20 protein-coding genes and 8 pseudogenes are annotated in these 20,791 nt (G+C 43.3%); 10 read left to right on the top strand and 18 right to left on the bottom strand.

The features are described from left to right. Positions 1 to 25: 25 nt before the first annotated feature. The 3 genes and pseudogenes from PKHYL_RS18855 to PKHYL_RS09995 form a co-directional block, all read right to left on the bottom strand. Positions 26 to 1,952: pseudogene (locus PKHYL_RS18855) on the bottom strand (glycine betaine ABC transporter substrate-binding protein). Between the two features lie 345 nt (positions 1,953 to 2,297). Then, a pseudogene (locus PKHYL_RS09990) lies at positions 2,298 to 3,404 on the bottom strand (aldehyde dehydrogenase family protein). Next, positions 3,388 to 3,717: a hypothetical protein gene (locus PKHYL_RS09995; RefSeq protein WP_240365057.1), complete on the bottom strand. Its 330-nt coding sequence runs from the start codon at positions 3,715 to 3,717 to the stop codon at positions 3,388 to 3,390. The pseudogene PKHYL_RS09990 and the gene PKHYL_RS09995 overlap by 17 nt, the downstream one beginning before the upstream one ends. 460 nt (positions 3,718 to 4,177) lie before the next feature. Between PKHYL_RS09995 and lipB the strand changes: the two are divergent. The 3 genes and pseudogenes from lipB to PKHYL_RS10010 all read left to right on the top strand — a co-directional run. After that, a pseudogene (lipB, locus tag PKHYL_RS10000) lies at positions 4,178 to 4,887 on the top strand (lipoyl(octanoyl) transferase LipB); the annotation flags it as partial. A gap of 335 nt (positions 4,888 to 5,222) precedes the next feature. After that, positions 5,223 to 5,752: pseudogene (locus PKHYL_RS10005) on the top strand (inorganic diphosphatase). 235 nt (positions 5,753 to 5,987) lie between these two features. Then, positions 5,988 to 6,167, top strand: a complete 180-nt coding sequence (locus PKHYL_RS10010; protein ID WP_240365058.1) for a hypothetical protein — start codon at positions 5,988 to 5,990, stop codon at positions 6,165 to 6,167. Positions 6,168 to 6,609: 442 nt separating this feature from the next. On the opposite strand, the gene PKHYL_RS10015 is transcribed toward PKHYL_RS10010, so the two are convergent. The 7 genes from PKHYL_RS10015 to PKHYL_RS10045 form a co-directional block, all read right to left on the bottom strand. Continuing rightward, a complete protein-coding gene (locus tag PKHYL_RS10015; protein WP_240365059.1) occupies positions 6,610 to 7,182 on the bottom strand; it encodes an MFS transporter in 573 nt (190 codons plus the stop codon). Positions 7,183 to 7,199: 17 nt separating this feature from the next. Further along, entirely contained in the window at positions 7,200 to 7,577 is a 378-nt protein-coding gene (locus tag PKHYL_RS10020; protein WP_240365060.1) for a hypothetical protein, read from the bottom strand. Beyond that, complete coding sequence (locus tag PKHYL_RS10025; protein ID WP_240365061.1) at positions 7,555 to 7,827, bottom strand: hypothetical protein; 273 nt, start codon at positions 7,825 to 7,827, stop codon at positions 7,555 to 7,557. The genes PKHYL_RS10020 and PKHYL_RS10025 overlap by 23 nt, the downstream gene beginning before the upstream one ends. 151 nt (positions 7,828 to 7,978) lie before the next feature. Further along, entirely contained in the window at positions 7,979 to 8,635 is a 657-nt protein-coding gene (locus PKHYL_RS10030) for an amidohydrolase (protein WP_240365062.1), read from the bottom strand. Beyond that, the gene (locus PKHYL_RS10035) at positions 8,625 to 9,059 is read right to left on the bottom strand and encodes a M20 metallopeptidase family protein (protein WP_240365063.1); all 435 of its coding nucleotides are present in this window, start codon (positions 9,057 to 9,059) and stop codon (positions 8,625 to 8,627) included. The genes PKHYL_RS10030 and PKHYL_RS10035 overlap by 11 nt, the downstream gene beginning before the upstream one ends. Before the next feature lie 10 nt (positions 9,060 to 9,069). Beyond that, positions 9,070 to 9,543, bottom strand: coding sequence for a pyridoxal-phosphate dependent enzyme (locus PKHYL_RS10040; RefSeq protein ID WP_240366525.1), 474 nt, complete (start codon positions 9,541 to 9,543; stop codon positions 9,070 to 9,072). After that, positions 9,470 to 10,114: a pyridoxal-phosphate dependent enzyme gene (locus PKHYL_RS10045; RefSeq protein WP_240365064.1), complete on the bottom strand. Its 645-nt coding sequence runs from the start codon at positions 10,112 to 10,114 to the stop codon at positions 9,470 to 9,472. Before PKHYL_RS10045 ends, PKHYL_RS10040 begins: the two co-directional genes overlap by 74 nt. Positions 10,115 to 10,349: 235 nt before the next feature. Here PKHYL_RS10045 and PKHYL_RS10050 point away from each other — a divergent pair, with 235 nt between their 5' ends. Continuing rightward, a complete protein-coding gene (locus PKHYL_RS10050; protein WP_025643743.1) occupies positions 10,350 to 11,276 on the top strand; it encodes an IS30 family transposase in 927 nt (308 codons plus the stop codon). Between the two features lie 67 nt (positions 11,277 to 11,343). Here PKHYL_RS10050 and PKHYL_RS10055 read toward each other — a convergent pair whose 3' ends face one another. Genes PKHYL_RS10055 through PKHYL_RS10065 form a run of 3 tightly spaced genes read right to left on the bottom strand, consistent with a single transcriptional unit; the run spans position 11,344 to position 12,587 of the window. Next, complete coding sequence (locus PKHYL_RS10055) at positions 11,344 to 11,838, bottom strand: M20/M25/M40 family metallo-hydrolase (RefSeq protein WP_240365065.1); 495 nt, start codon at positions 11,836 to 11,838, stop codon at positions 11,344 to 11,346. Between the two features lie 19 nt (positions 11,839 to 11,857). Beyond that, positions 11,858 to 12,124, bottom strand: a complete 267-nt coding sequence (locus PKHYL_RS10060) for a hypothetical protein (protein WP_240366571.1) — start codon at positions 12,122 to 12,124, stop codon at positions 11,858 to 11,860. Continuing rightward, positions 12,084 to 12,587 carry a M20/M25/M40 family metallo-hydrolase gene (locus PKHYL_RS10065; RefSeq protein WP_240365066.1) on the bottom strand — a complete coding sequence of 168 codons (504 nt, stop codon included), beginning with the start codon at positions 12,585 to 12,587 and terminating at the stop codon, positions 12,084 to 12,086. The genes PKHYL_RS10060 and PKHYL_RS10065 overlap by 41 nt, the downstream gene beginning before the upstream one ends. Before the next feature lie 286 nt (positions 12,588 to 12,873). On the opposite strand from PKHYL_RS10065, the gene PKHYL_RS18860 reads away from it, so the two are divergent. The 3 genes from PKHYL_RS18860 to PKHYL_RS10075 all read left to right on the top strand — a co-directional run bounded on the left by PKHYL_RS18860 (position 12,874) and on the right by PKHYL_RS10075 (position 13,706). After that, complete coding sequence (locus PKHYL_RS18860) at positions 12,874 to 12,948, top strand: AsnC family transcriptional regulator (RefSeq protein ID WP_442966154.1); 75 nt, start codon at positions 12,874 to 12,876, stop codon at positions 12,946 to 12,948. 19 nt (positions 12,949 to 12,967) lie between these two features. Continuing rightward, complete coding sequence (locus PKHYL_RS10070) at positions 12,968 to 13,336, top strand: Lrp/AsnC family transcriptional regulator (RefSeq protein ID WP_240365067.1); 369 nt, start codon at positions 12,968 to 12,970, stop codon at positions 13,334 to 13,336. 232 nt (positions 13,337 to 13,568) lie between these two features. After that, positions 13,569 to 13,706 (top strand): hypothetical protein, encoded by a 138-nt coding sequence (locus PKHYL_RS10075; RefSeq protein ID WP_201568295.1) that lies wholly within the window; start codon positions 13,569 to 13,571, stop codon positions 13,704 to 13,706. A 407-nt stretch (positions 13,707 to 14,113) separates the two neighbouring features. Here the strand turns inward: PKHYL_RS10075 and PKHYL_RS10080 are convergent. Further along, positions 14,114 to 14,949, bottom strand: a pseudogene (locus PKHYL_RS10080) (SDR family NAD(P)-dependent oxidoreductase). Between the two features lie 250 nt (positions 14,950 to 15,199). Here PKHYL_RS10080 and PKHYL_RS10085 point away from each other — a divergent pair. Further along, entirely contained in the window at positions 15,200 to 15,607 is a 408-nt protein-coding gene (locus PKHYL_RS10085; RefSeq protein ID WP_240365068.1) for a DUF1622 domain-containing protein, read from the top strand. 27 nt (positions 15,608 to 15,634) lie between these two features. On the opposite strand, the pseudogene dusB reads toward PKHYL_RS10085, so the two are convergent. From dusB to PKHYL_RS18870, 4 genes and pseudogenes are all read right to left on the bottom strand, one after another. After that, positions 15,635 to 16,614: pseudogene (gene dusB / locus PKHYL_RS10090) on the bottom strand (tRNA dihydrouridine synthase DusB). A gap of 223 nt (positions 16,615 to 16,837) precedes the next feature. Further along, a pseudogene (locus PKHYL_RS18135) lies at positions 16,838 to 18,884 on the bottom strand (BCCT family transporter). 318 nt (positions 18,885 to 19,202) lie between these two features. Then, a complete protein-coding gene (locus tag PKHYL_RS18865) occupies positions 19,203 to 19,367 on the bottom strand; it encodes an HIT family protein (protein ID WP_442966172.1) in 165 nt (54 codons plus the stop codon). Then, positions 19,362 to 19,645, bottom strand: a pseudogene (locus tag PKHYL_RS18870) (HIT domain-containing protein); the annotation flags it as partial. The gene PKHYL_RS18865 and the pseudogene PKHYL_RS18870, both read right to left, overlap by 6 nt. Before the next feature lie 224 nt (positions 19,646 to 19,869). Between PKHYL_RS18870 and PKHYL_RS10120 the strand changes: the two are divergent. Together PKHYL_RS10120 and PKHYL_RS10125 are read left to right on the top strand one after the other, a co-directional pair. Further along, positions 19,870 to 20,115: a hypothetical protein gene (locus tag PKHYL_RS10120; RefSeq protein WP_240365073.1), complete on the top strand. Its 246-nt coding sequence runs from the start codon at positions 19,870 to 19,872 to the stop codon at positions 20,113 to 20,115. After that, positions 20,079 to 20,624 (top strand): hypothetical protein, encoded by a 546-nt coding sequence (locus PKHYL_RS10125; RefSeq protein WP_240365074.1) that lies wholly within the window; start codon positions 20,079 to 20,081, stop codon positions 20,622 to 20,624. The genes PKHYL_RS10120 and PKHYL_RS10125 overlap by 37 nt, the downstream gene beginning before the upstream one ends. Positions 20,625 to 20,791 lie beyond the last annotated feature (167 nt).

Genomic DNA, 20,791 nt, shown 5'->3' on the forward strand with positions numbered 1-20,791 from the left:
TACTCATTGACTATTGGACAAGTTTCTACCCAATCGGACGCCTGCCTGCTTTGATCGTTTTTTGACGAGCACGCTTTCCTTGACCAAAGGCTTGAGTAATGCGGTCAATGATAATGGCAACGATAACGATCGCCATACCCGCTTGTAAGCCTTGCCCGATATTAAGCGTTTGGATAGATTGCAATACATCTTCACCAAGGCCTGGGGCACCAATCATCGACGCCAGCACCACCATCGCAAGTGACATCATGACCGCCTGATTAATACCTGCCATAATACTGGGCAGTGCTTGTGGCAGCTTGATCCAAATGAGTAGCTGCAAATGCGTACTACCAAAAGAGCGTCCTGCCTCGACCATTTCATGATTCACTTGGGTAACACCCAACGTTGTCAGGCGAATCAGTGGTGGCAGCGCGTAAATAACCGTTGCAAAAGTGCAGGCACTTTACCAATACCAAACAGCATCAGTACCGGTATGAGATACACAAAGCTTGGCATCGTCTGCATCACATCGAGTACTGGCGTCACAATCTTGCGCAGCAGCTTGCTACCCGACATGGCAATACCGATAGGAATACCAATCACCACCGTGACCAATACTGACACGATGAGTAACGCTAAGGTATCAATCAGCGCGCCCCATAACCCAAAAGCACCAATCAAAAATAGCCCCGCGCCGCATGCCAACGCAAACCAAATCTTGCGTACACCAAACCACGCCAATACAGCCACTAAGGCGATAATCAGCCAAGGCGGAATAATCGTTAATAATCGCTCAATAGGTAAGAGCAAGTACGTAAGTGTCACCGTGCTAATAGTGCGAAATACGTCTCCGTAGTTTTGGACGACGCTTGATAAGGCATTGTTGAGCGGGGTCTCAAGTGACCATGATGGAAAACTGGATGATAATACCGACTGATCCATAGTAGAAGCAGTATCATCAATCGAGGTGGTACCGTCCAAACTGACACCTAGCTTAGTCGCAAGATTGGTAGCAGCTTCCTCAGACAACCAACCGCGCCAAACGTCTGGGTTATCACGCAAAAACACCAACGCCTGCTCATCGCCACTACGCTTACTCTCACTCATCTCCAAGATAGCGCCGTTCAGCTCATCAGGCGTAAACTGTATCTTTTGAAGACCTCTGCCAGCTCAGGATTGGTGTCGATAAATGGGGTCGATGCTGCAATACCAAGAGGCGATACGGGAAAGCCTGATACGCAATCAGACGTGCCGTCAGCGAGTAATAGGTCTTGCCAGCAGGCATCTTTGTGATCTGGGAACTCTAAAGCAGCAAAGTCATACTTTGCCATTAGGCCCGTAGGCTGCCAGTAGTAAAACAATAGTGGCTTATGCTGCTCAAAAGCAGAGGCGATTTCAGCATCGAGCGCAGCGCCCGTACCGGGATGAGCATTATTAAAAATACTATCAAGCCCCGTATTTTTTAGAAGGCGCGTATTAAAAATCTCACAGGTCCATCCAGAAGGACAATTCATAAAGCGAGATTTGCTCGGATCTTCAGGGTCTTTGAATAGATCAGCATATTTGGGCAAGTCTTGATAACGACGTAGCCCTGGGTTTTCTTCTAATACATATTTTGGGACATACCACCCTTGGGTTGCGCCACCTTTGAGTGTATCGCCAATGACAGCCACTTTGTTCTGCTCGATGGCATTTTCCATGATTGGTGAGCGTCCAATCCACTGCTCACCGATGATCTGAATATCGTTTTGAGACAATGCGGTCTCAAGCGCAGGTCCTGCTCCTGGCATTTCTTCTACCGTACAACCGTAACCCTCTTCAGCAATATATTTAAGCACCCCAGAAGTAAACTGTCCGCTCTCCCACGTCAGTGCGCCAAACTTGATCGGTGACTCACAAGCTGCGGATGCTGATAAAGGCAGCAACAACGCGCTCATACACAGTAAACTTAATGCAATCCATTGGCGCATGTTCTGTCCTATTTATTGTTTTGTACTGACATGAAAGAAGTATCACAACCACAGAGCATCACGATGCCATATTGACTCACAACATCTATGAATCATTCACTGTTGTTTAGACTTACTACAAAGTGTAGCGACTTATAGGAGTAATAACAAATGCTTATTTTTCGATTGCTGAGATGGTTAAACCTTATGCCATGCAGATATAACACTATCATTAATAAACCTTTTCCCAATGCTAACCTTTGATTTTTTGACAAAAAAATAGCACCTATTTTGATAGATGCTATAGATATAGGTATCGAATGAAGAGAGTTCAAAATCAATTTTTGAATAACTCCCATAGAGCAATTATTTCAAAAACAATGCCATCGCCTTTTTAAACAGTCCACCATAAGGCGGCAATAAGAAATTGAGACCATTAAGCTTAGTTTGTACAAAAACTGGTTTCATATGGCTCAAACGCTCAAAACCTGCTTTGCCATGGTAAGCACCTGTACCAGAATCACCAACCCCACCAAATGGCAAGTCATGCTGGGCGACATGCATGATCACTTCATTGATACATAGACCCCCAGAGACGGTATTGTTACGCACGTTTTCGATGCTGCTATAGTTGTCACTAAAGACATATAGCGCTAATGGACGTGGACGCGCGTTGACGAAAGAAATCGCATCATCCAATGTCTCATAATGCATCAGCGGCAAAATCGGAGCAAAAATCTCATTTTGCATCAGATCGCTATCAGGCGCAGGCTCGCTCACAATCACAGGTGGCATCAAGCGCGTTTCGATATTGGGCTCAACTGCAGTAAGTGCGTGTATCTCAACACCTGTTAGCGCGTCTAGGTAACCCTTGACCCGTTTAAACTGCTCACCATTGATAATGCGTGAATAGTCTGGATTGTTTTCGATATTGGGATAGTGCTTGGCCATCCACTCTTTTGCTAAATGGATAAACTGGTCATGATATTGACGCTGAATCAATACATAATCTGGGGCAATACACGTCTGACCTGCATTTAGTGTTTTACCCATCATGACACGGTTGACCACCGACTCTAGATTGGCATCATCCAATACAATCACTGGTGACTTACCACCAAGCTCAAGCGTCACTGGGGTCAAGTTAGGTGCCGCAGCCGCCATGACTTTTTGCCGACCGCAGTAGACCCAGTATAGAGTAGATGGTCAAATGGTAATTCGCTAAAGGCGGCCGCAATATCCACCCTCACCCAGCACCACACAAATCATATCGGGCGAAAAATAACGAGAAATGGCATCAGCAAATGTCTGAGCAAACTGCGGCGCAGCTTCGCTCATTTTGACCATGACCCGGTTGCCTGCGACAAGCGCATCAATCATCGGACCAATCGCCAAAAACAGCGGATAATTCCAAGGCACCATGATACCGACCACCCCCAATGGCTGCGGCTGAATCTCATTGTGAGCGGGCATATATAGGGGGTGAAATAGGCGCACGATACGTTTTCATCCACTTTTTGCCGTGTTTTTTGGCATGACTGATACCTGTGAAGCTCGGGAACAGCTCGGCAAACTGAGTCTCTGATTGGCTACGATACCCAAAGTCTGCGCTGATTGCTTTTGCAAAGCTTTCTTGATTGTCGCTCAGCATCACTTCTAAATTATCTAGCTGGGTCTCACGAGTACCCCAATCATTGATCGGCTGCTTACGGCTTAGCATTTGTAAGCGCGCAAATTGCGCTTTCATCTCATCGATGGTTTTTGCGGTACTCAGTGCTTCAGGCATACGCTGCAGCGAAAACCTGCATCGGTTGGTGCCTGCTCATGGGCGTGTTGGTTGCTATCTGTCATTTATCTTCCTTGTCGTGCTCATATGATGTCACATGCTCACTATGTTTATTGAATTATGGTGTTACTTTGTTAGTCAGACGCGCGCATCCGTTATATGCCCTGACCGTACATTTTATTCGGTTTTGCTTATCAAACTTTAATGTAGCGCATTGACTGCGCAATGAACAGCTTCTTTGGTTGACTAGTGCGTCTGTACTAGTGTTGTCTACCTATCAGCTAACTCAATGATATATAAATATTTTTATGAATCCTTCATGACTTTTCACCCTTATTATTTAACTGTCTTTTAGACTGCGTGATAGCATATAATCTTTGAGCGATACCTGCCAAAACTGCTACACTAGCCATCGGCATCCTCCGCCTTTACACTGGACAATCATAAGACAGACACGCTCATGCAAAACGACACACAACCGCTCAATGACATGCTGATCAGTAAATCTCTGTCAGCAGCCGATTATGTTCCCACTCTCGATGCCATGCTGTCACGTACTCTCGAACGTATCGATCTAAAAAAACAGCAAGGACTGCGCACGCCTGATGAGTTATGGATCGTTGATCACAACGATGTTTATACGCTTGGACAAGCAGGCAAAGAAGAACACATCTTGCAGCGCACCGACACGCCTATCATCAAGACCGACCGCGGTGGTCAGGTAACTTGGCATGGTCACGGACAGCTGGTACTTTACTGGTTGTTTGACTTAAACAGTTTGGGCTGGAGTGTACGCCATCTGGTCTCCCCATGCTGAGCAGGCGATAGAGGATGTGGTAAATGATTGTCTGCGTCACTCACCATCTGCTAGCAGTGAGCATATCAGCGCCCATGCTCGCCGTGATGCGCCTGGTGTATATCTGTATGCGGAGTCACCTGTAACGAATATGGCGGATGATGCAGATGGCATGCCAGCCAGTAGCGACTCTTTGGATGACAAGATTATGCTTGGGAAAATAGCGTCATTGGGCTTTAAGATTAAGCATGGTTTTAGCTATCATGGTATCGCAATTAACTTAGACTGTGATTTGTCAGCATTTAATGCTATCAATCCTTGCGGTTATGCGGGGATGCAGATGTTGCGCTTGTCTGATTTTGTGGCCATGCAGACAGATTCAGAGCAAAAGAGTCAGAAACACAAACGACTCAACAAATCAGCGACACATTAAACTACAAGATAGTTACTCAAAACTTATCGACAATATCGCCAAGCGTCATGCTGGACTGATTGAACTACGAGCAATAGCGCCAAAGTGAGTTTTGAGTCCATTTTGCATAATCTTTTTGCATAATATCTTGCACGCTTAGACTTAAGCATTAAGAGAAAATTTGGACCAAACTTGTTATAATCGCACCCAGTACAAATCGGGTGCGGTAAAAATTGCAGTATCCCTAGCTAAATCAATCATTCAAACCTCTAAAACAAAAGCAAATTGGAGTATTTCATGGCAGATTTTAATAAAATTTTGGACGCAGGCGACGTAGACGGCGGTATCATCAACGTAGTAGTAGAGATCCCAACTGGTAGCAGTCATAAAATTGAGTGGAATCGCGAATTGGCAGTATTTGAGCTTGATCGTATTGACCCACAGATTTTTGCTAAGCCATGTAACTATGGTTTCATCCCACAAACGCTTGACGAAGATGGTGATGAGCTAGATGCATTGATTTTGACTGAGCAGCCGCTACCGACTGGCATTTTCCTAAAAGCAAAAGTCATCGGTGTCATGAAGTTTGTTGATGATGGCGAAGTCGATGACAAAATCGTTGTCGTACCTGCTGACGACCGTGACACAGGTAATGCTTACAACAGCCTAGAAGATCTGCCAAAGCAGTTAATCAACCAACTAGAGTTCCATTTCAGCCACTATAAAGACCTGAAAAAGCGGGCACTACTGTGGTTGAGTCTTGGGGTGATGTGAGCGAAGCCAAAGAAGTCATCAAAGAATCTATCCAACGCTGGAAAGACCTATAATTTATTAAAATTGGCATAAATGCTAATCATAGATAAATACCAAAATACCGCGATCGCAATGTGATCGCGGTATTTTTGTTTGAATACTCTGTGTGTAACTTGAATACTCTGTATGTAAAATGGTTATAATAAACGCGACTACTCATTCACACGCATACGCCGTAATAAGGACAGCCATGTTTAACCCCGACCCTAGCAAAAGCCGGTCAATACCAAGTTGCCAAAAGACGTCATCATGATGGTCGAAAAAAACAACTTGGTAATGGCCATCAAAACGTTGGCGGCAGACGAAAACATCAGTATGGATGAAGCCAAAACTAGGATTGATGCCTATGAGACTGCACTCAAAGTAAAACAACAGCAAAAAGCTCAATACCATCGCCAGCAAACAAGGTATCCCCAATCAGGCCATTAGTTTCGATAGAGAGCAAGAGATCGAAGATGAGCCTGGTCCATTAGTAAAAAACCGTGTTAAATCTACTCAGCCAGGGCAAGGGTTTAAAAGCTTACAAGCGGGTGTCGACAGTCAACTCAATGACTTGGGTTATAAAAAACCTTTACTCCCTTATTGGCTAAAACGATTACTCGTTATCGCTGTCTTGATGATAGGTATATTTTGGATATTGTGGCGAGTGTTTGGTTAAGTAACGTACTGGATCGCGATACTTTTATAGAACCGTTTATCGCTGATACTGTAGCCTGCGAGTATTATTACTCACGGGCTGGACAATAGAAAAGCCTAACAAGGCCTGCTGGTTTCGCTAGTCTGTTATAAGTGGTTCCATTATACCAGTCTGTTTTAAGTGGTCTGTTAATTGATTAAGAGGTCTGTTTTGCTAGTTCCCTTGGGGTATAATTTAAACGGTTGTTTTATGCCGACTTATTCTTGTTGCAGCCAAAGTAACTACTGCCATTGCCAAAGGTATGAAAGACACCCACAACACAATAGACCAGCCATAAATACTTAGTATTCCTCCTGAAGAAAACGATCCTATAGCCATCAATCCGAATATAATAAAATCGTTGAGCGACTGAACTCGATTTCTCTCTTCGGATTGATGACATTCTAGTACCAAAGCGGAAGCGCCTAAAAGCCAAAATTCCAACCAACTCCTAACAGAATCAACATCCACCAAAAGTGAAATATCTTCTCCCATCAGTCCAATAGCTGCTGATAAACTAGTTAGAAGAATACCCAAAGCCGAAATACGCGTGGCACCAAAACGTGCGATTAATTTACCCGTAAAAAAGCTTGGCGCATACATGGCAATGACATGCCACTGGATACCTAAATTTGCTGATTCTTGGCTGTGTCCATGCATGTGCATAGCCAAAGGTGCTGCTGTCATAAGAAAGTTCATGATCATATAAGATGCTGCGCCACAAATTACCGCACAGACAAAACGTGGTTGAAGAGCAATTTCAAACAAAGGACGTCCCTTATTCATTAAGGGAATTTTAGGCGCTGGCGCATGAACACCAAAAGGATAATACCTGATAGCAACGCTACCGTTGCCTGAGCAAGGAAAGTAGCAGCAAACATCTGCTGTGGCCATAAATGCATGGTATGGGTGACAAGTTGTGGACCAATAATACCCGCAACAATGCCACCAGCCATCACAAGGGACAGAGCTTGAGCCCGCTTATTGGCTGGTAAACCATCGGCAGCGGCAAACCGAAAAGAAAGTACCACTGCCGCATAAGCACCACCAAAGAATGTGGAAACACAAAACAACCAAAACCAACCCATAAATAGGGCGGCTACAGCTAAAAGACCGGTCAGTATCCCAGCCCTGTACCGGCTAAAATGCAGTTCGTCTGCCAAATCTACTCGCTAATTCTCCAGCTGGAAATACGCAAGCTGCCATACCAACAACAAATATTGAAATAGGCAGCGTTGCTAGGACAGGTGAAGGCGCTAGTATATTTCCTACAATGGCTCCCGTTGCATATATGACAACGGAGTTAGCGCCTGATAACGCCTGAGCAATGGTTAAACGCCATATATTAGAACGATGAGTTTGTGAGTCAATGTTTTCTGCTTCATGTAATACTACTTTAGCTTCTTCAACCATTATTTTTGATTCTCTGATCAATGTTTTTTTGATGTATTTCTTACTTATTGTAAATGTTTAATGATTCAATTGATTCAATGCGTCCTTTGCAACAGTAGCAAAATATTCTGCTCCGATAAGAAGTAAGTCGTCATTAAAATCGTAATGAGCATTATGCAAAGGAGTACCACCTTGATCTTTTTGTTTTCCATTGCCGAAAAACAAAATTGCCTGATATTTTTTCTAGAAAGGCTCCAAAATCTTCTGAAATCATCATCGGTTGGATATTATCTTCAACATGGTCTCGCCCTACCACTTTCGCTGCTGCCTCTACAGCTATAGGAACATATTGTTCAGAATTTACTGTAGGTGCAAATTCATGAGTGTAACTCACAGTACCACTAGTATTGTGAGCTGCACATATACCATCAACAATCGTACGCATACGCTCTTCAAGCTGTACTTGAATAGCTTTGGAATAGCTTCGAGTATCACCTTTAATGATTACTCTCCCAGGAATGGCATTTCGCAGTCCATCGGTTAGGATTTCTGTACAAGACAATACAGCCGATTGGCTTGGATCTACATTTCTAGATACGATGGTTTGTAAAGCCAAAATTATATTTGCTGCCACTACCATCGTATCATTACCCATATGTGGCCGAGCAGCATGAGTACCATCACCCTGAATAGTGATTTCAAAATTATCCTCACTAGCCATAATGCCACCGGAGCGAGTAGAAATAGTACCTAATTGCATCCCTGGCATATTATGACCACCGAAGATTGCATTTACTGGAAAACGATCAAATACTCCGTCAGCCATCATCGCTTTTGCACCACAACCATGTTCTTCTGCAGGCTGGAAACAAGAAACGTATCGTACCATCAAAGTTAGGATTGTCAGTAAGTAGTTTTGCGGCACCCAGAACCATAGCCATATGGCCATCATGTCCGCAAGCGTGCATTTTTCCGTGATGTTGGGAAATATATTGACGCTCATTTGATGCTTCACAAATATTTAAGGCATCCATATCAGCACGAATCGCAACAGCCTTGTCACTAGCTCCTCGACTTATACTGGCTATTAGTCCCGTACCGCCAATACCAGATGTTACCTCTAATCCCATATTCGATAGAGTTTGAGTAACAAATTCAGCAGTCTTATGTTCTTCAAAACCAGTTTCTGGATACTGATGTAAATGATGGCGCCAACCCATCAACAATTTTTGTAGTGCTTGATTGGATGACATTATTCACTCCTTACTGTTTAGCAATGACTTCTTCTGCTGTCAGTCCTGTTAACTCTTTGAAGAGCTCTGGGGCGGTAGCACCTTCAGTGTTGATGATTAGAACTTCGGAGTTCGCGTTTAGCTCTAACACATCAAGCTGATCTTGTTCTACTAATTTTCTTAGCAGCGCTAGTCCTGCCACACCAGATTCGCCTCCAACAATTGGAGTATCTTCATGGTATCCTTGAGCGAGCTGTAACATGCTGTCTATGGCATCTTGATCTTCTATCAAAGCAAAATAGTCTACACTCGGTTGTAAGAACCTCCAAGCAATTTGTGAGGTTTCTCCGCATGCAAGACCCGCCATGATAGAGTCTACACTACCCGTAGCCGAAGCCGGCTTACCTTGAATAGCACTCTGATACAAGCAATCAGCTTGGCTTGGTTCGACGATAACAAATATGGGACGCTCGACTCCGTAATGTTCCCAAAAGTAACTGAACACTCCTGCTGCCAAACCACCTACGCCACCTTGAAGGGATAATATGAGTGGGTTTTTTCTGATTGTCCTCAAGCTGTTCCACTATCTCTGCAGCCATCACTCCGTAGCCTTGCATTACATCTCTTGGGATTTCCGTATAACCCTCGTACGAGGTGTCTGATACGACAGTCCAGCCATTTTCTTTGGCAATTCGATCGGCTTCTTCAACTGACTCGTCATAGTTTCCAGCGATACGCACCATAGTTGCGTCGTAAGCAGCAATCGCGTCTTCACGTTCTTTACTCACTTGTGCATGAATGACAATAGTACAAGGACAACCACTAGACTGAGACGCTGCTGCTAATGCTCGTCCGTGATTACCGTCAGTGGCGCTTACGACGGCAAAATTAGCCAATTGTTCACGGTAAGCACCTAACAAGATTTTGTCCGCTTCGAATGCTGGGAAATGTTTTAAAATCAGTTTGATCAGCGCATTGGGTGCGCCCAGAGCTTTAAAGCTACCGAGCTGGGAGCGTTTTGATTCATCTTTGATCCAAAGCGATTTGATCCCTAGAGCGTGAGCTGTACCTTTCATCGACCAAAGCGGTGTAGCATTTGGACTGAGTAAGGGCCATTTTGAAAGCCATTGTTTGCTTTTTTTGGGCAGCGTCTTGATTTAGAGTGCTGGCCAACTCGCTTGGATAGGCCATATAGGTTGCTTTTGATTTCTTAGATTAACACATGAAGTGCAATACCAAATGCAAGGTGAAAAAAGACCTAGATGCGCTAGCATCAAAGTTTTATCCACCGACCAAAGTGAGATTGCAACCATGAGCTATACACATCTAAGCCTAGGTGAACGATACCAGATTTATGCCCTTAAAGGGGCAAAACATAGTATTAATTTTATAGCGAGGGTGTTAAACAGAAGTCCCAGTACCATATCAAGAGAGCTTAGGCGTAATAAAAGCCTACGAGGTTACCGAGCAAAGCATGCTAATAACAAGGCTTGTGACAGACGGGCTAACAACGCCACAACTATTGTGACTGACCTCTGGGCATGGGTGACAGACAAGCTTAAAGAGAACTGGAGTCCTGAGCAAATATCTGGCGTTCATGCTGGTATCAGTCATATGAGCATTTATCGCTATATTTGGCGTGATAAGAGGCAGGGCGGTACATTGTGGCAGTGTCTCAGACGTAAAGGAAAACCATACCGGCAGCGTCTAACCGCTGAGACTCGAGGCCGTATCAATGACAGAGTCTCGATTCATGAGCGCCCTTGTATTGTTGAAGAACGCTCACGTATTGGAGATTGGGAAGCGGATACCGTTATCGGTCAGCATCACAAGCAAGCGATTGTCACGCTCGTTGAACGTAAAACGGGGCTGCTGAAGATGAAGCGTGTGGGTCATAAAACAGCACAGCAAGTATCAGAGGCAATGATAGAACTCTTAGCGCCAGTGAGGTTGCAGGTTAAGACCATTACCTCTGACAATGGTAAAGAGTTTGCTCAGCATAAGAAGGTGAAACAAAAGCTCTTTAGCCCTTTCTTCTTTGCCGATGCTTATGCGTCATGGCAGCGAGGAACCAACGAGAATACCAATGGCCTTATCAGAGAGTACTTGCCTAAGGGTTGTGACTTTAGACAAGTCTCTGATAATGAAATACAGGACATTGAGAACAAACTAAACAACAGACCAAGAAAACGATTAGGGTTTAAAACGCCTATGCAGGCGTTCTATAATATTAATTAGCGTTGCACTTGGTGTGTTAATCTAAGTTTTAAATAACATGATTAATTCTCTCAAAATGGAAAGTAGGTTATGGGTGAGTGATATTCAGTAATGACTCTACAGTCGCTAGCAGCACTTTGGCACCTTGGATTAAATCATAAGTTTCAGTGAATTCTTTAGGGTTGTGACTTATACCATCTTTACTTGGTACAAAAATCATTGCAGCTGGAGCAATACGAGCAATCATTTGAGCATCGTGACCTGCACCTGATGTCATGCGACGATGTGGAATATTAAGTGCATTGGCGGCCTGCTCAATAGAATGAACCAGGTCTTCGTCAAAAATAACGGGATCAAATCGAGCCAATACTTCCGTTTCTATCGTTACCCCTTCTTTTTGGCGTAATATATTCAGATGCTCAACTAACGCTTGCTCAGCAATGCCCAATTTAGCGTTATCAGGATTACGTAAATCTACGGTTAATTCAGCTGATCGAGGGATCACATTGATGGCATTTGGCTCAAATTGAATACTACCTACCGTTGCTAAAGTATCTGCGTTATTATCAGTGTGGTTACGCAAAATGCTATGATAGATGCGGCTACGTAGCCTGCATCATGCCGCATTGACATTGGTGTAGTGCCAGCGTGATTCGCTTTTCCTTTGATGAAGATTTTTGCCAAGAAATACCTTGTAAGTTAGCCACTGCACCAATCTGAATGCCTTCTTTATCTAAAACTGGGCCTTGCTCGATGTGCAATTCAAGATATTGGCTTGGTACTAAAGTTCCTAGTGGCATATCGCCATGGTAGCCTATACGTTTTAATTCATCTCCTAAACGTGTGCCATCGGAACCAATGTTGTTCAAGACTTGTTCCGCGCTTAAGCCCTGCATGAGCAAGCGAACCCATCATGTCCGGTTGATAGCGCACACCTTCTTCATTGGTGAATGCTGCCACGATAATCGGCCTTGAAGGAGTCTGTCCTAGATCCCGATAGGCTTTAGTGACTGACAATCCAGCCAATACACCATAGCAGCCATCTAATGCGCCAGCGTTGTATACGCTATCAATATGAGAACCAATCATCAAAGCATTTTCTCTTGTATTGCCTGACTGATCAGGCAAAATACCAAAGATATTGCCAATCTCATCAATATGGACTGTTAGGTCAAGTGCTTTCATCCATGTCACTACTTGGTCACGCCCAAGCTTTTCTGCATTCGTTAAGGCAATACGTGAACGACCACCATTCTGATTGTCTATACCAATATTTCCTAAGGTTTCAATATTTTGAAGGAGTGTGTTTGCATCTAAAGTAAGTACTGTCATATAAATCCCATACTTTTGAGTAAATAGTCTGTTGCGATATGACTAGTATAAGAAGGCTTTGTAGTATGATTTCTCTAAATTGACCATCTAAACGCAAATTTATTGCGTTACACTATTCTAAGAACAGCTTTTCTTTATTTATAAGTAAAATAATTTCAAAATATTTGATGAAAAGCATTTCTTAAACACAAAGGAATAAAATGCTATTTGCATGAACTAAAATAGTGAACGCCACAGAAATGTCCCAATTGGCCAAGACAACTCTTACCATTAAGTGCAAATACTTATGATTGAAGTAGATGAATTTGATCTAAAAATACTACGTGCAATTCAAAAGGATGCGCGCATACCTCAAAAGTGAACTTGGGGAGAAAGTTAGTTTGTCTACAGCTGCTATAAATCGACGATTAAAGAAGCTCAAGGCTAATGGTGTGATCAAGCAGTACACCGCGTTACTCAATCAAGAAGCATTAGGGTTTGGTTTGACTATTATTGCGAATATTGAAGTGGAGTCAGAAAAAATACATGAACTGGATGCAACGCGCCAAGATTTTGAAAACTGCCCCTTCGTTCAACAGTGCTATTACGTAACTGGGGAATGGGACTTTGTCTTAATTTTTGCAGTGAAAAGTATGGATCAATATAACGATTTAACCCGCGAGTTATTTTTTCAAAATCCTAATATCAAACGCTTTAAAACCCTTGTGACTATGTCTAAAGCTAAAATTGGAGTGGGGTTAGCACTGTAAGAAGGCAGTTTATTATAGGGGGTTACATTAGGCGTATGGTGTCAAAAAGACAGTGGATTTTTTAAATTATATACAAAATATTTTTTAAGAGCTTTACGTTCTGGTGCTGCTGAAATAGTTGATCCTCTACCGACAAGAAGTTTCATTCTTGGAGTAAAATTCGCACATGAAGTTTGGGGAGTTCCTAAGAACTATATTCTATTCAGTACAGGCGAAGGGTGAAGGGGGGTATTTGTACAACATAGAAGATGATAGTGTATGGGATTATCAGATGGGACAGCTACAGCAACTAGCCGACGGTACATTACCGCATTGGGATAGCTTCTATGAATTTATGATTTGGTATTTGAGCGATGAAGAAGATGCTTGATGATTTTTATCATAAAGCCTAACTAATTAAGTTGGATCTAATTTTTCCAACTCCTTTATTCATACCAAGATGAAGGCAAATGGAATGAAACCTTCCCTAGCTTTGAACAATCTTAGATTGTTCAACAAGTACACTGTGAAGTACACTACAGTTATCACAAGAATTCAAACTATTGATACCAGTGGTCTACAGCCAAATATTCAATTCCTCACTAGGGAACCACTCTTATTCCTATAAAGGTACATTATGGCAAATAAACTTTAACCGAAGCAGATTGCTAAGAACAAAAGGCTACTAACGCCTTACCTATCTATATTATAGGAACATTAATACAAATAGATGGGGCATTAAAAAGGATACCATCGTATCCTTTTTTTGTTTTCGTAATAATTGAGAGTAAACCTATCTTAGTGATGCTCACCAGGGAGAATTCTGGCAAAGGCACGCTGCGCAAAGTTAGGCTTGCTATCAGTCGTTTGCGCCGCTGTCGAACTTGGGAAGATACGATAACCAATTGATTGAATACCGACGTTAAATGCTGGCACCAACGAATAAGTGGCTGAGGCAAATTTGCCCATATTACTGGCAATACTGTTTGGCTTATGGACAATCGCTTTTGCGACCATTAATGCAGCTTCATCAGGCATCAAAGCTGGCATATAACGGTATAGCTTGGTGGGGGCAATCATAGGGGTACGTACCAAAGGCATAAAGATATTGGTGACCTTGATATTATCGCCTTTGACTTCCGCGGCTAAGCAACGACTAAACGCATCTAGTGCAGATTTTGACGCCACATACGCGGCAAAACGAGGGCTGTTGGCCAATACACCAATCGAAGAGATATTGACGACTTGACCCGTTTGGCGGCTAATCATCGTCGGCAAGAAACCCAAAATAATTTTGACCGCGCCAAAATAATTGATTTCCATGGTGCGCTCAAAGTCATGAAAACGGTTGACCGACTCATGGACTGAACGGCGAATCGAACGACCAGCATTATTGACCAATACATCCACATGTTTAAAATCAGCAAGAATTTGTTCGCTGATTTTTCAATCTCATCCATATTAGTGAGGTCACATGGATAATAACTGGCCCTGCCACCCAATATTTCAATATTTTCTTTGACGGTTTTTAGTTTGTCTTCAGTACGCGCCAACAAAATAACATGCGCCCCGCACTCACTTAATAAAAAAGCCGTACGCTCGCCAATACCACTTGATGCACCCGTAATGATAATATTCTTGCCTTTTACTGCTTTTTGTTATTGCTTTTTCGAGGGATTAGCCATAAAAAGTCCTTTTTGTCTGTCCTATGCCAATGAAAATTCGTTTACAGCATAGCAAAAAAATATCGCATACAGTGAACAAAACACCAATAGCTGATAGTTAACTTGACGGTTTTAGAGGTTTATAGTGATATATCATCATATAATAGTGACGATATTTAGCGCCATACTTTTTGCTGACTGATACAGAGGAGACATTATTTTGATCGGAAACCTAACCCACTATATTGACTTGATTGCCAAGATAGTCGAAGTCATTGGTGTCTTGATTATGTTCTTTGGACTCCTCTTTGCCTTTTACAAAGCATTTCGGATATCGGGCGGCCTGAACCATAATACCTATGTAGAGAGCAGGCAGACCGTTGGCAAATCCATTCTTTTGGGACTTGAGGTACTGATTGCCGCAGACATTATGGCAACGGTGGTGACAGAGCCGACATTACGCAGAGTCTTAGTATTGGGTATTATCGTGCTTATTCGTACGTTTTTGAGTTTATCACTACAAGTTGAGCTAGAAGGCCGATTCCCTTGGCAAAAAGAAAAGCCAACATCTGAGAAAAACCCTGATGCTATGCCTTTTAACGAAGCCGCTCCTGCTGATAAAATATAGCTCTAATCAATAGAGCTGAAAGAGGTATCAGTGATTTATGCTTATGATAAGCGTGATGAAACTGTACAGATCATTACTACTCATGCGTCTGCAAAAACGCTCAACCACGCGGAACTGCCCTGCTGTACTCTCCTCGCCATACATCGCTTGACGGAAAGCGTTGGAGTTGGGGATGCCTGTCGTATACCACGCAATATGCTTGCGGGCGATACGGCAGCCAGAGTACCTCGCCGTAAAAGTCATACAGCTCTTGCAAATGCGCCAGTACAACTTCCTTAATCTCGCTCACACTTGGGGCATCAAGCACATCACCTGTGCGCAAAAAGCGCTCAATATCACGAAATATCCACGGCTGCCCTTGCGCGGCTCGCCCAATCATCACCGCATCACAGCCTGTCATCTCATAAACATGCTGCGCTTTTTGCGCGCTATCGATATCGCCATTCGCAATGACAGGAATGCTAATGCTGTCTTTGACTTCGCGTATTAACTCATAACGCGCCTCGCCCGTATACATATCCTCGCGCGTACGCCCATGAATCGCAATCGCGGCAATACCTGCTTGCTCTGCCCGCTTGGCGACTCGCAGGATGTTTTCACGACCGTTTTCAAACCCCAAACGTGTTTTTTAGTGTGACAGGCGCATCAACGGCATTGACTGCAGCATCAAGCAATCTTGCTACTAAATCCTCATCTTGCAGCAGCGCTGAGCCTGCCAGCTTACGACAAACTTTTTTGGCCGGACAGCCCATATTGATATCGATAATCTGCGCACCATTATCAATCTGATAGCGAGCCGCTTCAGCCAATTTATCTGGTTCTGCACCTGCTATCTGAGCAGAGATAGGTGCTATCTCGTTATCGAAGTTCGCACGATATAGGGACTTTTTGCGCGCATAAAGTGCGGTATCAGCGATGATCATCTCACTGACGGCATGACCTGCGCCAAATGACTTACACAATCGGCGAAAAGGATTGTCCGTCACGCCCGCCATCGGCGCAACCATCAAACGGTTTTCAATCGTCAGACCACCTATATTTAAGGGTTGCAACAATGGATGGTCGGACGAAGTCGAGGATGAAGGTAACACAGGAGAATCAATAGACATAAAAAAACGGCTTGATTTGTAAGGAAAACAAGCCGTTATTCTAAGGATTCTTACATTTATTGCAAGCGATTAACGTGAATAGCTTGCATAAGCATTACTCATTTTTGATACATTCTATTCATTATTTATCAAGCACACTGCCCTGCTCTAGCGTGATAGCATCATCATGCGCTTGCATACGCCACGGTAGGCTATCAGGTGACACATTCAAGAAGTGCAAATACTTCTCAAACTGATCGATGATATCATTGATCACCGATTCAGACTTATAACCGTATAAGTCATAGGTCTGACCACCACGGCGCAGATACACCTCAGCGCGATGATAGTGTTCTTGCGGCAAGGTGTCGGCGCTGCTTTCAGTATAATAATCAGGCGCTTCATGTTCAGACAAGCGCACTTCATACCAAAACTCGACATCGTCACCACGTTGCAACTCAAGCACGGCACGGTTATTGGCTGCATCATAATTCACCTCAGTCGTCCAACCTGTTTCTGCAAATTTAGACGACACTTCCATCATCGAGGGCATCACTACTTCTTTGATGTAGTTTAGCACCTTGTCACGTGTGGGCTTGTCGGTCATATAATCAATACGCTCACGCCATGCGGACGGTTTAAGTAAGTGCGGCGGTAGTTTGTTATTTTGATCAAGGCTTTGATTACGATGTCCCTCGATACGCAATGCGCGCCACATACCGAACATGGAGATCAGAATGATAATCGCAAATGGTAGTGCACTAACGATTGCTGCCGTTTGTAGCGCTGTGAGACCGCCTGCAATCAAAAGCACCGCGGCAACGGCCCCTTCAGTCACTACCCAAAAGCTGCGCTGCCACCATGGCGTATCACTACGACCACCAGCCGCCAGCGAATCGATCACCAATGAGCCAGAATCCGATGACGTCACAAAAACGTAATAATCAACAAAATAGTCAATGACGACACAAATTCGGTAAACGGTAACCGCTCTAATAATTTAAATAAAGCAATCGCTTGGTTGTTTTGTACCTCGCTGATGAGTGAGTTATAGCCATCGACCATAATCATGTGTAGGGCAGTATCACCAAACACCGAAAACCAGAAGAACGTAAAGAACGTTGGCACCAACATCACACCGAGTACAAACTCACGGATGGTACGACCACGGCTAATCTTGGCGATAAACAGACCGACAAAAGGCGCCCATGCAATCGTCCATGCAAAGATAAACAAGGTCCAGCTACCGATCCAATCGCTATTCTCGTACGCTTGTAAGCTAAAGGTACGCTCAACGATATTACCCAAATAACTACCCGTATTTTCCATAAAGGCATTTAGGGATAAAGATCGTCGGCCCTACTACAAATACAAACACCATCAACGCGGTTGCCAATACCATATTTAGAATAGACAAGCGTTTTACCCCTTTATCCATCCCTGCCAATACGGACACCAGTGCTGCTGATGTCACTAATGCAATCGCCACGACCTGTATGGTAGTATTCACGGGGATAATATCAGGTAACAAGTAGTTTAGACCTGCATTGATTTGCGATACTGACAGACCAAGACTGGTAGCAATACCAAACATCGTACCCAATATCGCAAACACATCAACAATATGCCCAATAGGACCATGAATCTTATCACCGATGAGTGGATACAGTGTTGAGCGTATCGATAGGGGCAAACCATGGCGAAAGGCAAAATACGCTAAGGATAGACCAACAACACCATAAATCGCCCAAATATGAAAACCCCAATGGAAATACGCAATTTGCATCGCCTCTTTTGCCGCGGCGATAGTTTGCGGATCCGACATTGGCGGACTAGAAAAATGCATCACTGGTTCCGCTACTCCATAAAATAGTAGCGCAATCCCGTAGCCTGCCGAAAACAGCATGGCAAACCATTCAAGGAATCCGTATTCCGCCTCCCCATGATCAGGGCCCAGCTTGATACTGCCATAAGACGAAAACGCCAGTACAATAATGAACATCAAAAACAGGGCAACCGCCAGCATGTAAAAACCAGCCGAAGGTCTCGGTCGTAAAACTAAGCACATCACTGAACAGAGCACCCGCTGCCTCAGGATTGATGGCGGTACCGATGACCAACAGCAGCATAATCACAGCTGCGGGTATAAAGACTGGTAGTAAAATGGTAGAGCGTGAACCGTTAATCATAAGCAGTGATGTCCTCAAATCCGTAAAAATAAGTGATAAAGAATCCTATCCCTGATACTCATCAACATAATAGATATCAATCTACAAACAATAGATGTCATCAATATTAAAACAGCACGTTAGCAATAATACCGACGCATTCTGTATAGATGGGAATACTATGTAACATAAACTTTAGCCGAATCCCAAGATAAACGCGTGTTTACAACAATAACTTAACGTTTATTACACAATGATTACTGGGCGAATAAAAAAGGCAACTTGTTAGTTGCCCTTCAATCTTATATACCTATCATCCTAAAAATTTATGCCTCGATATCAGGCAGCACTAATAGCTGTAGCAAGTCGCTGAGCAATATCTGCAAGCTCACCTTGATCAGCCTGCGTTACTGCATGACGTCCTAACTCATGAATACTCGATGGAATCAAATGCACATGATAATGAAAAACCGTTTGACCGGCTTGTGAGCCATTCAACTGCATCTGAATAACGCCTTCACGCTCAAACACTTGACGCTGTGCTTGCACAACCTTTTAGAAGTCATCAGGACAGCAGCGGCATACTCTGGCTCAAGATCTACCAAGTCCACTGCCTTTTGCTTAGGTATCACCAATACATGACCTTCGGCTTGCGGCATGATATCCATAAAAGCAAGGGTCTTATCGTCTTCATAGACTTTATGACAAGGAATATCACCATCTAACATTTTGGCAAAAATATTATTGTCGTCATAAGCAGTCTTTTGATTTACTTCAGTCATTATTTTTTCCTTTGATTATTTGATTGTTGGATGCTTAACAGCTTTTAAAATGGTTTAGAGCGCTTGTCATATAGTGGACGAAATATAAGTTTAGTACAAGTTGCTATCATTTCCGTCGTTGATAAAATCAAGCTGTACACTCCCCTAGCTTATCCCACTAATTTATTGGCGGGTCATGCCTTTTAAATGTTATATTAACCCTCTACTTTAATAACGCTATGTTTATGGATTCGTCTACTTTGCCAACTCAAACAGATATGGATAATACTGCTATAACACTTGATAATAAGGAAGAACACTCTGATATTGAGAGTGAAAGCAGTACTCAAACTATCGATCCAAACGCTATCATCTTAGCAGAAGCTTTGACTGACAAGGCGATTAGCTGGCAGATACACAACTGTAAAATCATCAAAAGACCGTCACGCAAGATTTGCCACTGCCTTTTCTATATCATTATGATAGCTTAGACGATGCCGTCAAGCAGTCGCATCCGCTTACACCTGAATTACTGCTTCAATTCAATACACCTATGTCCGCTCGTGAAGCGGCTCAGTTAATTGGCATTGACGAGGAGCTGCTGACCAGTCCTTGGCATGTAAGAATTATGGGCTCATTGGTGGTATTTAGTGAGGCATTGCAGTTAGCCGTTCGTCTGCATTGGACCAATACGGGCAAAAAGACGCAGCAAATCTATACTAAGGATGCCGCCGACGCTATTATTGCCGCCTTTGAAGACTGGCAGTTTTTTGGTCGTGTAGACGTCCTTTATAAAAATAATAAGCAGATATTAATCAGTATTGATGCGCAAAATGCCAACACTCAAGCGTTAGCTGCCGAATCGCTATTGACGATTGATGCGAGTAGTGGCTATCAACAGCTTTTGGCCACCCATGCGCTGGCAGTTATTATGAAGCTAGAAGCCGATAAAGCTGAACTACCTTGGTTTGAAAAAGCCATCTTAGCGCGTCTTGAATAGTCCATTTTTACCCATCTTTTATGGTTATAACTTCATTATTATTGGCACATGATTTTTTATTATTCATATCTAATGGTATGGTAATGAATTAGTATTATTCACTAGTCCTCACCCTCTATAAAAAGCACACTATCCTTATCAGAACTGAGGGTGCAGATTTTAACAAC

This window comes from Psychrobacter sp. KH172YL61 (genome assembly GCF_007182895.1).
Lineage (GTDB): Bacteria > Pseudomonadota > Gammaproteobacteria > Pseudomonadales > Moraxellaceae > Psychrobacter > Psychrobacter pacificensis.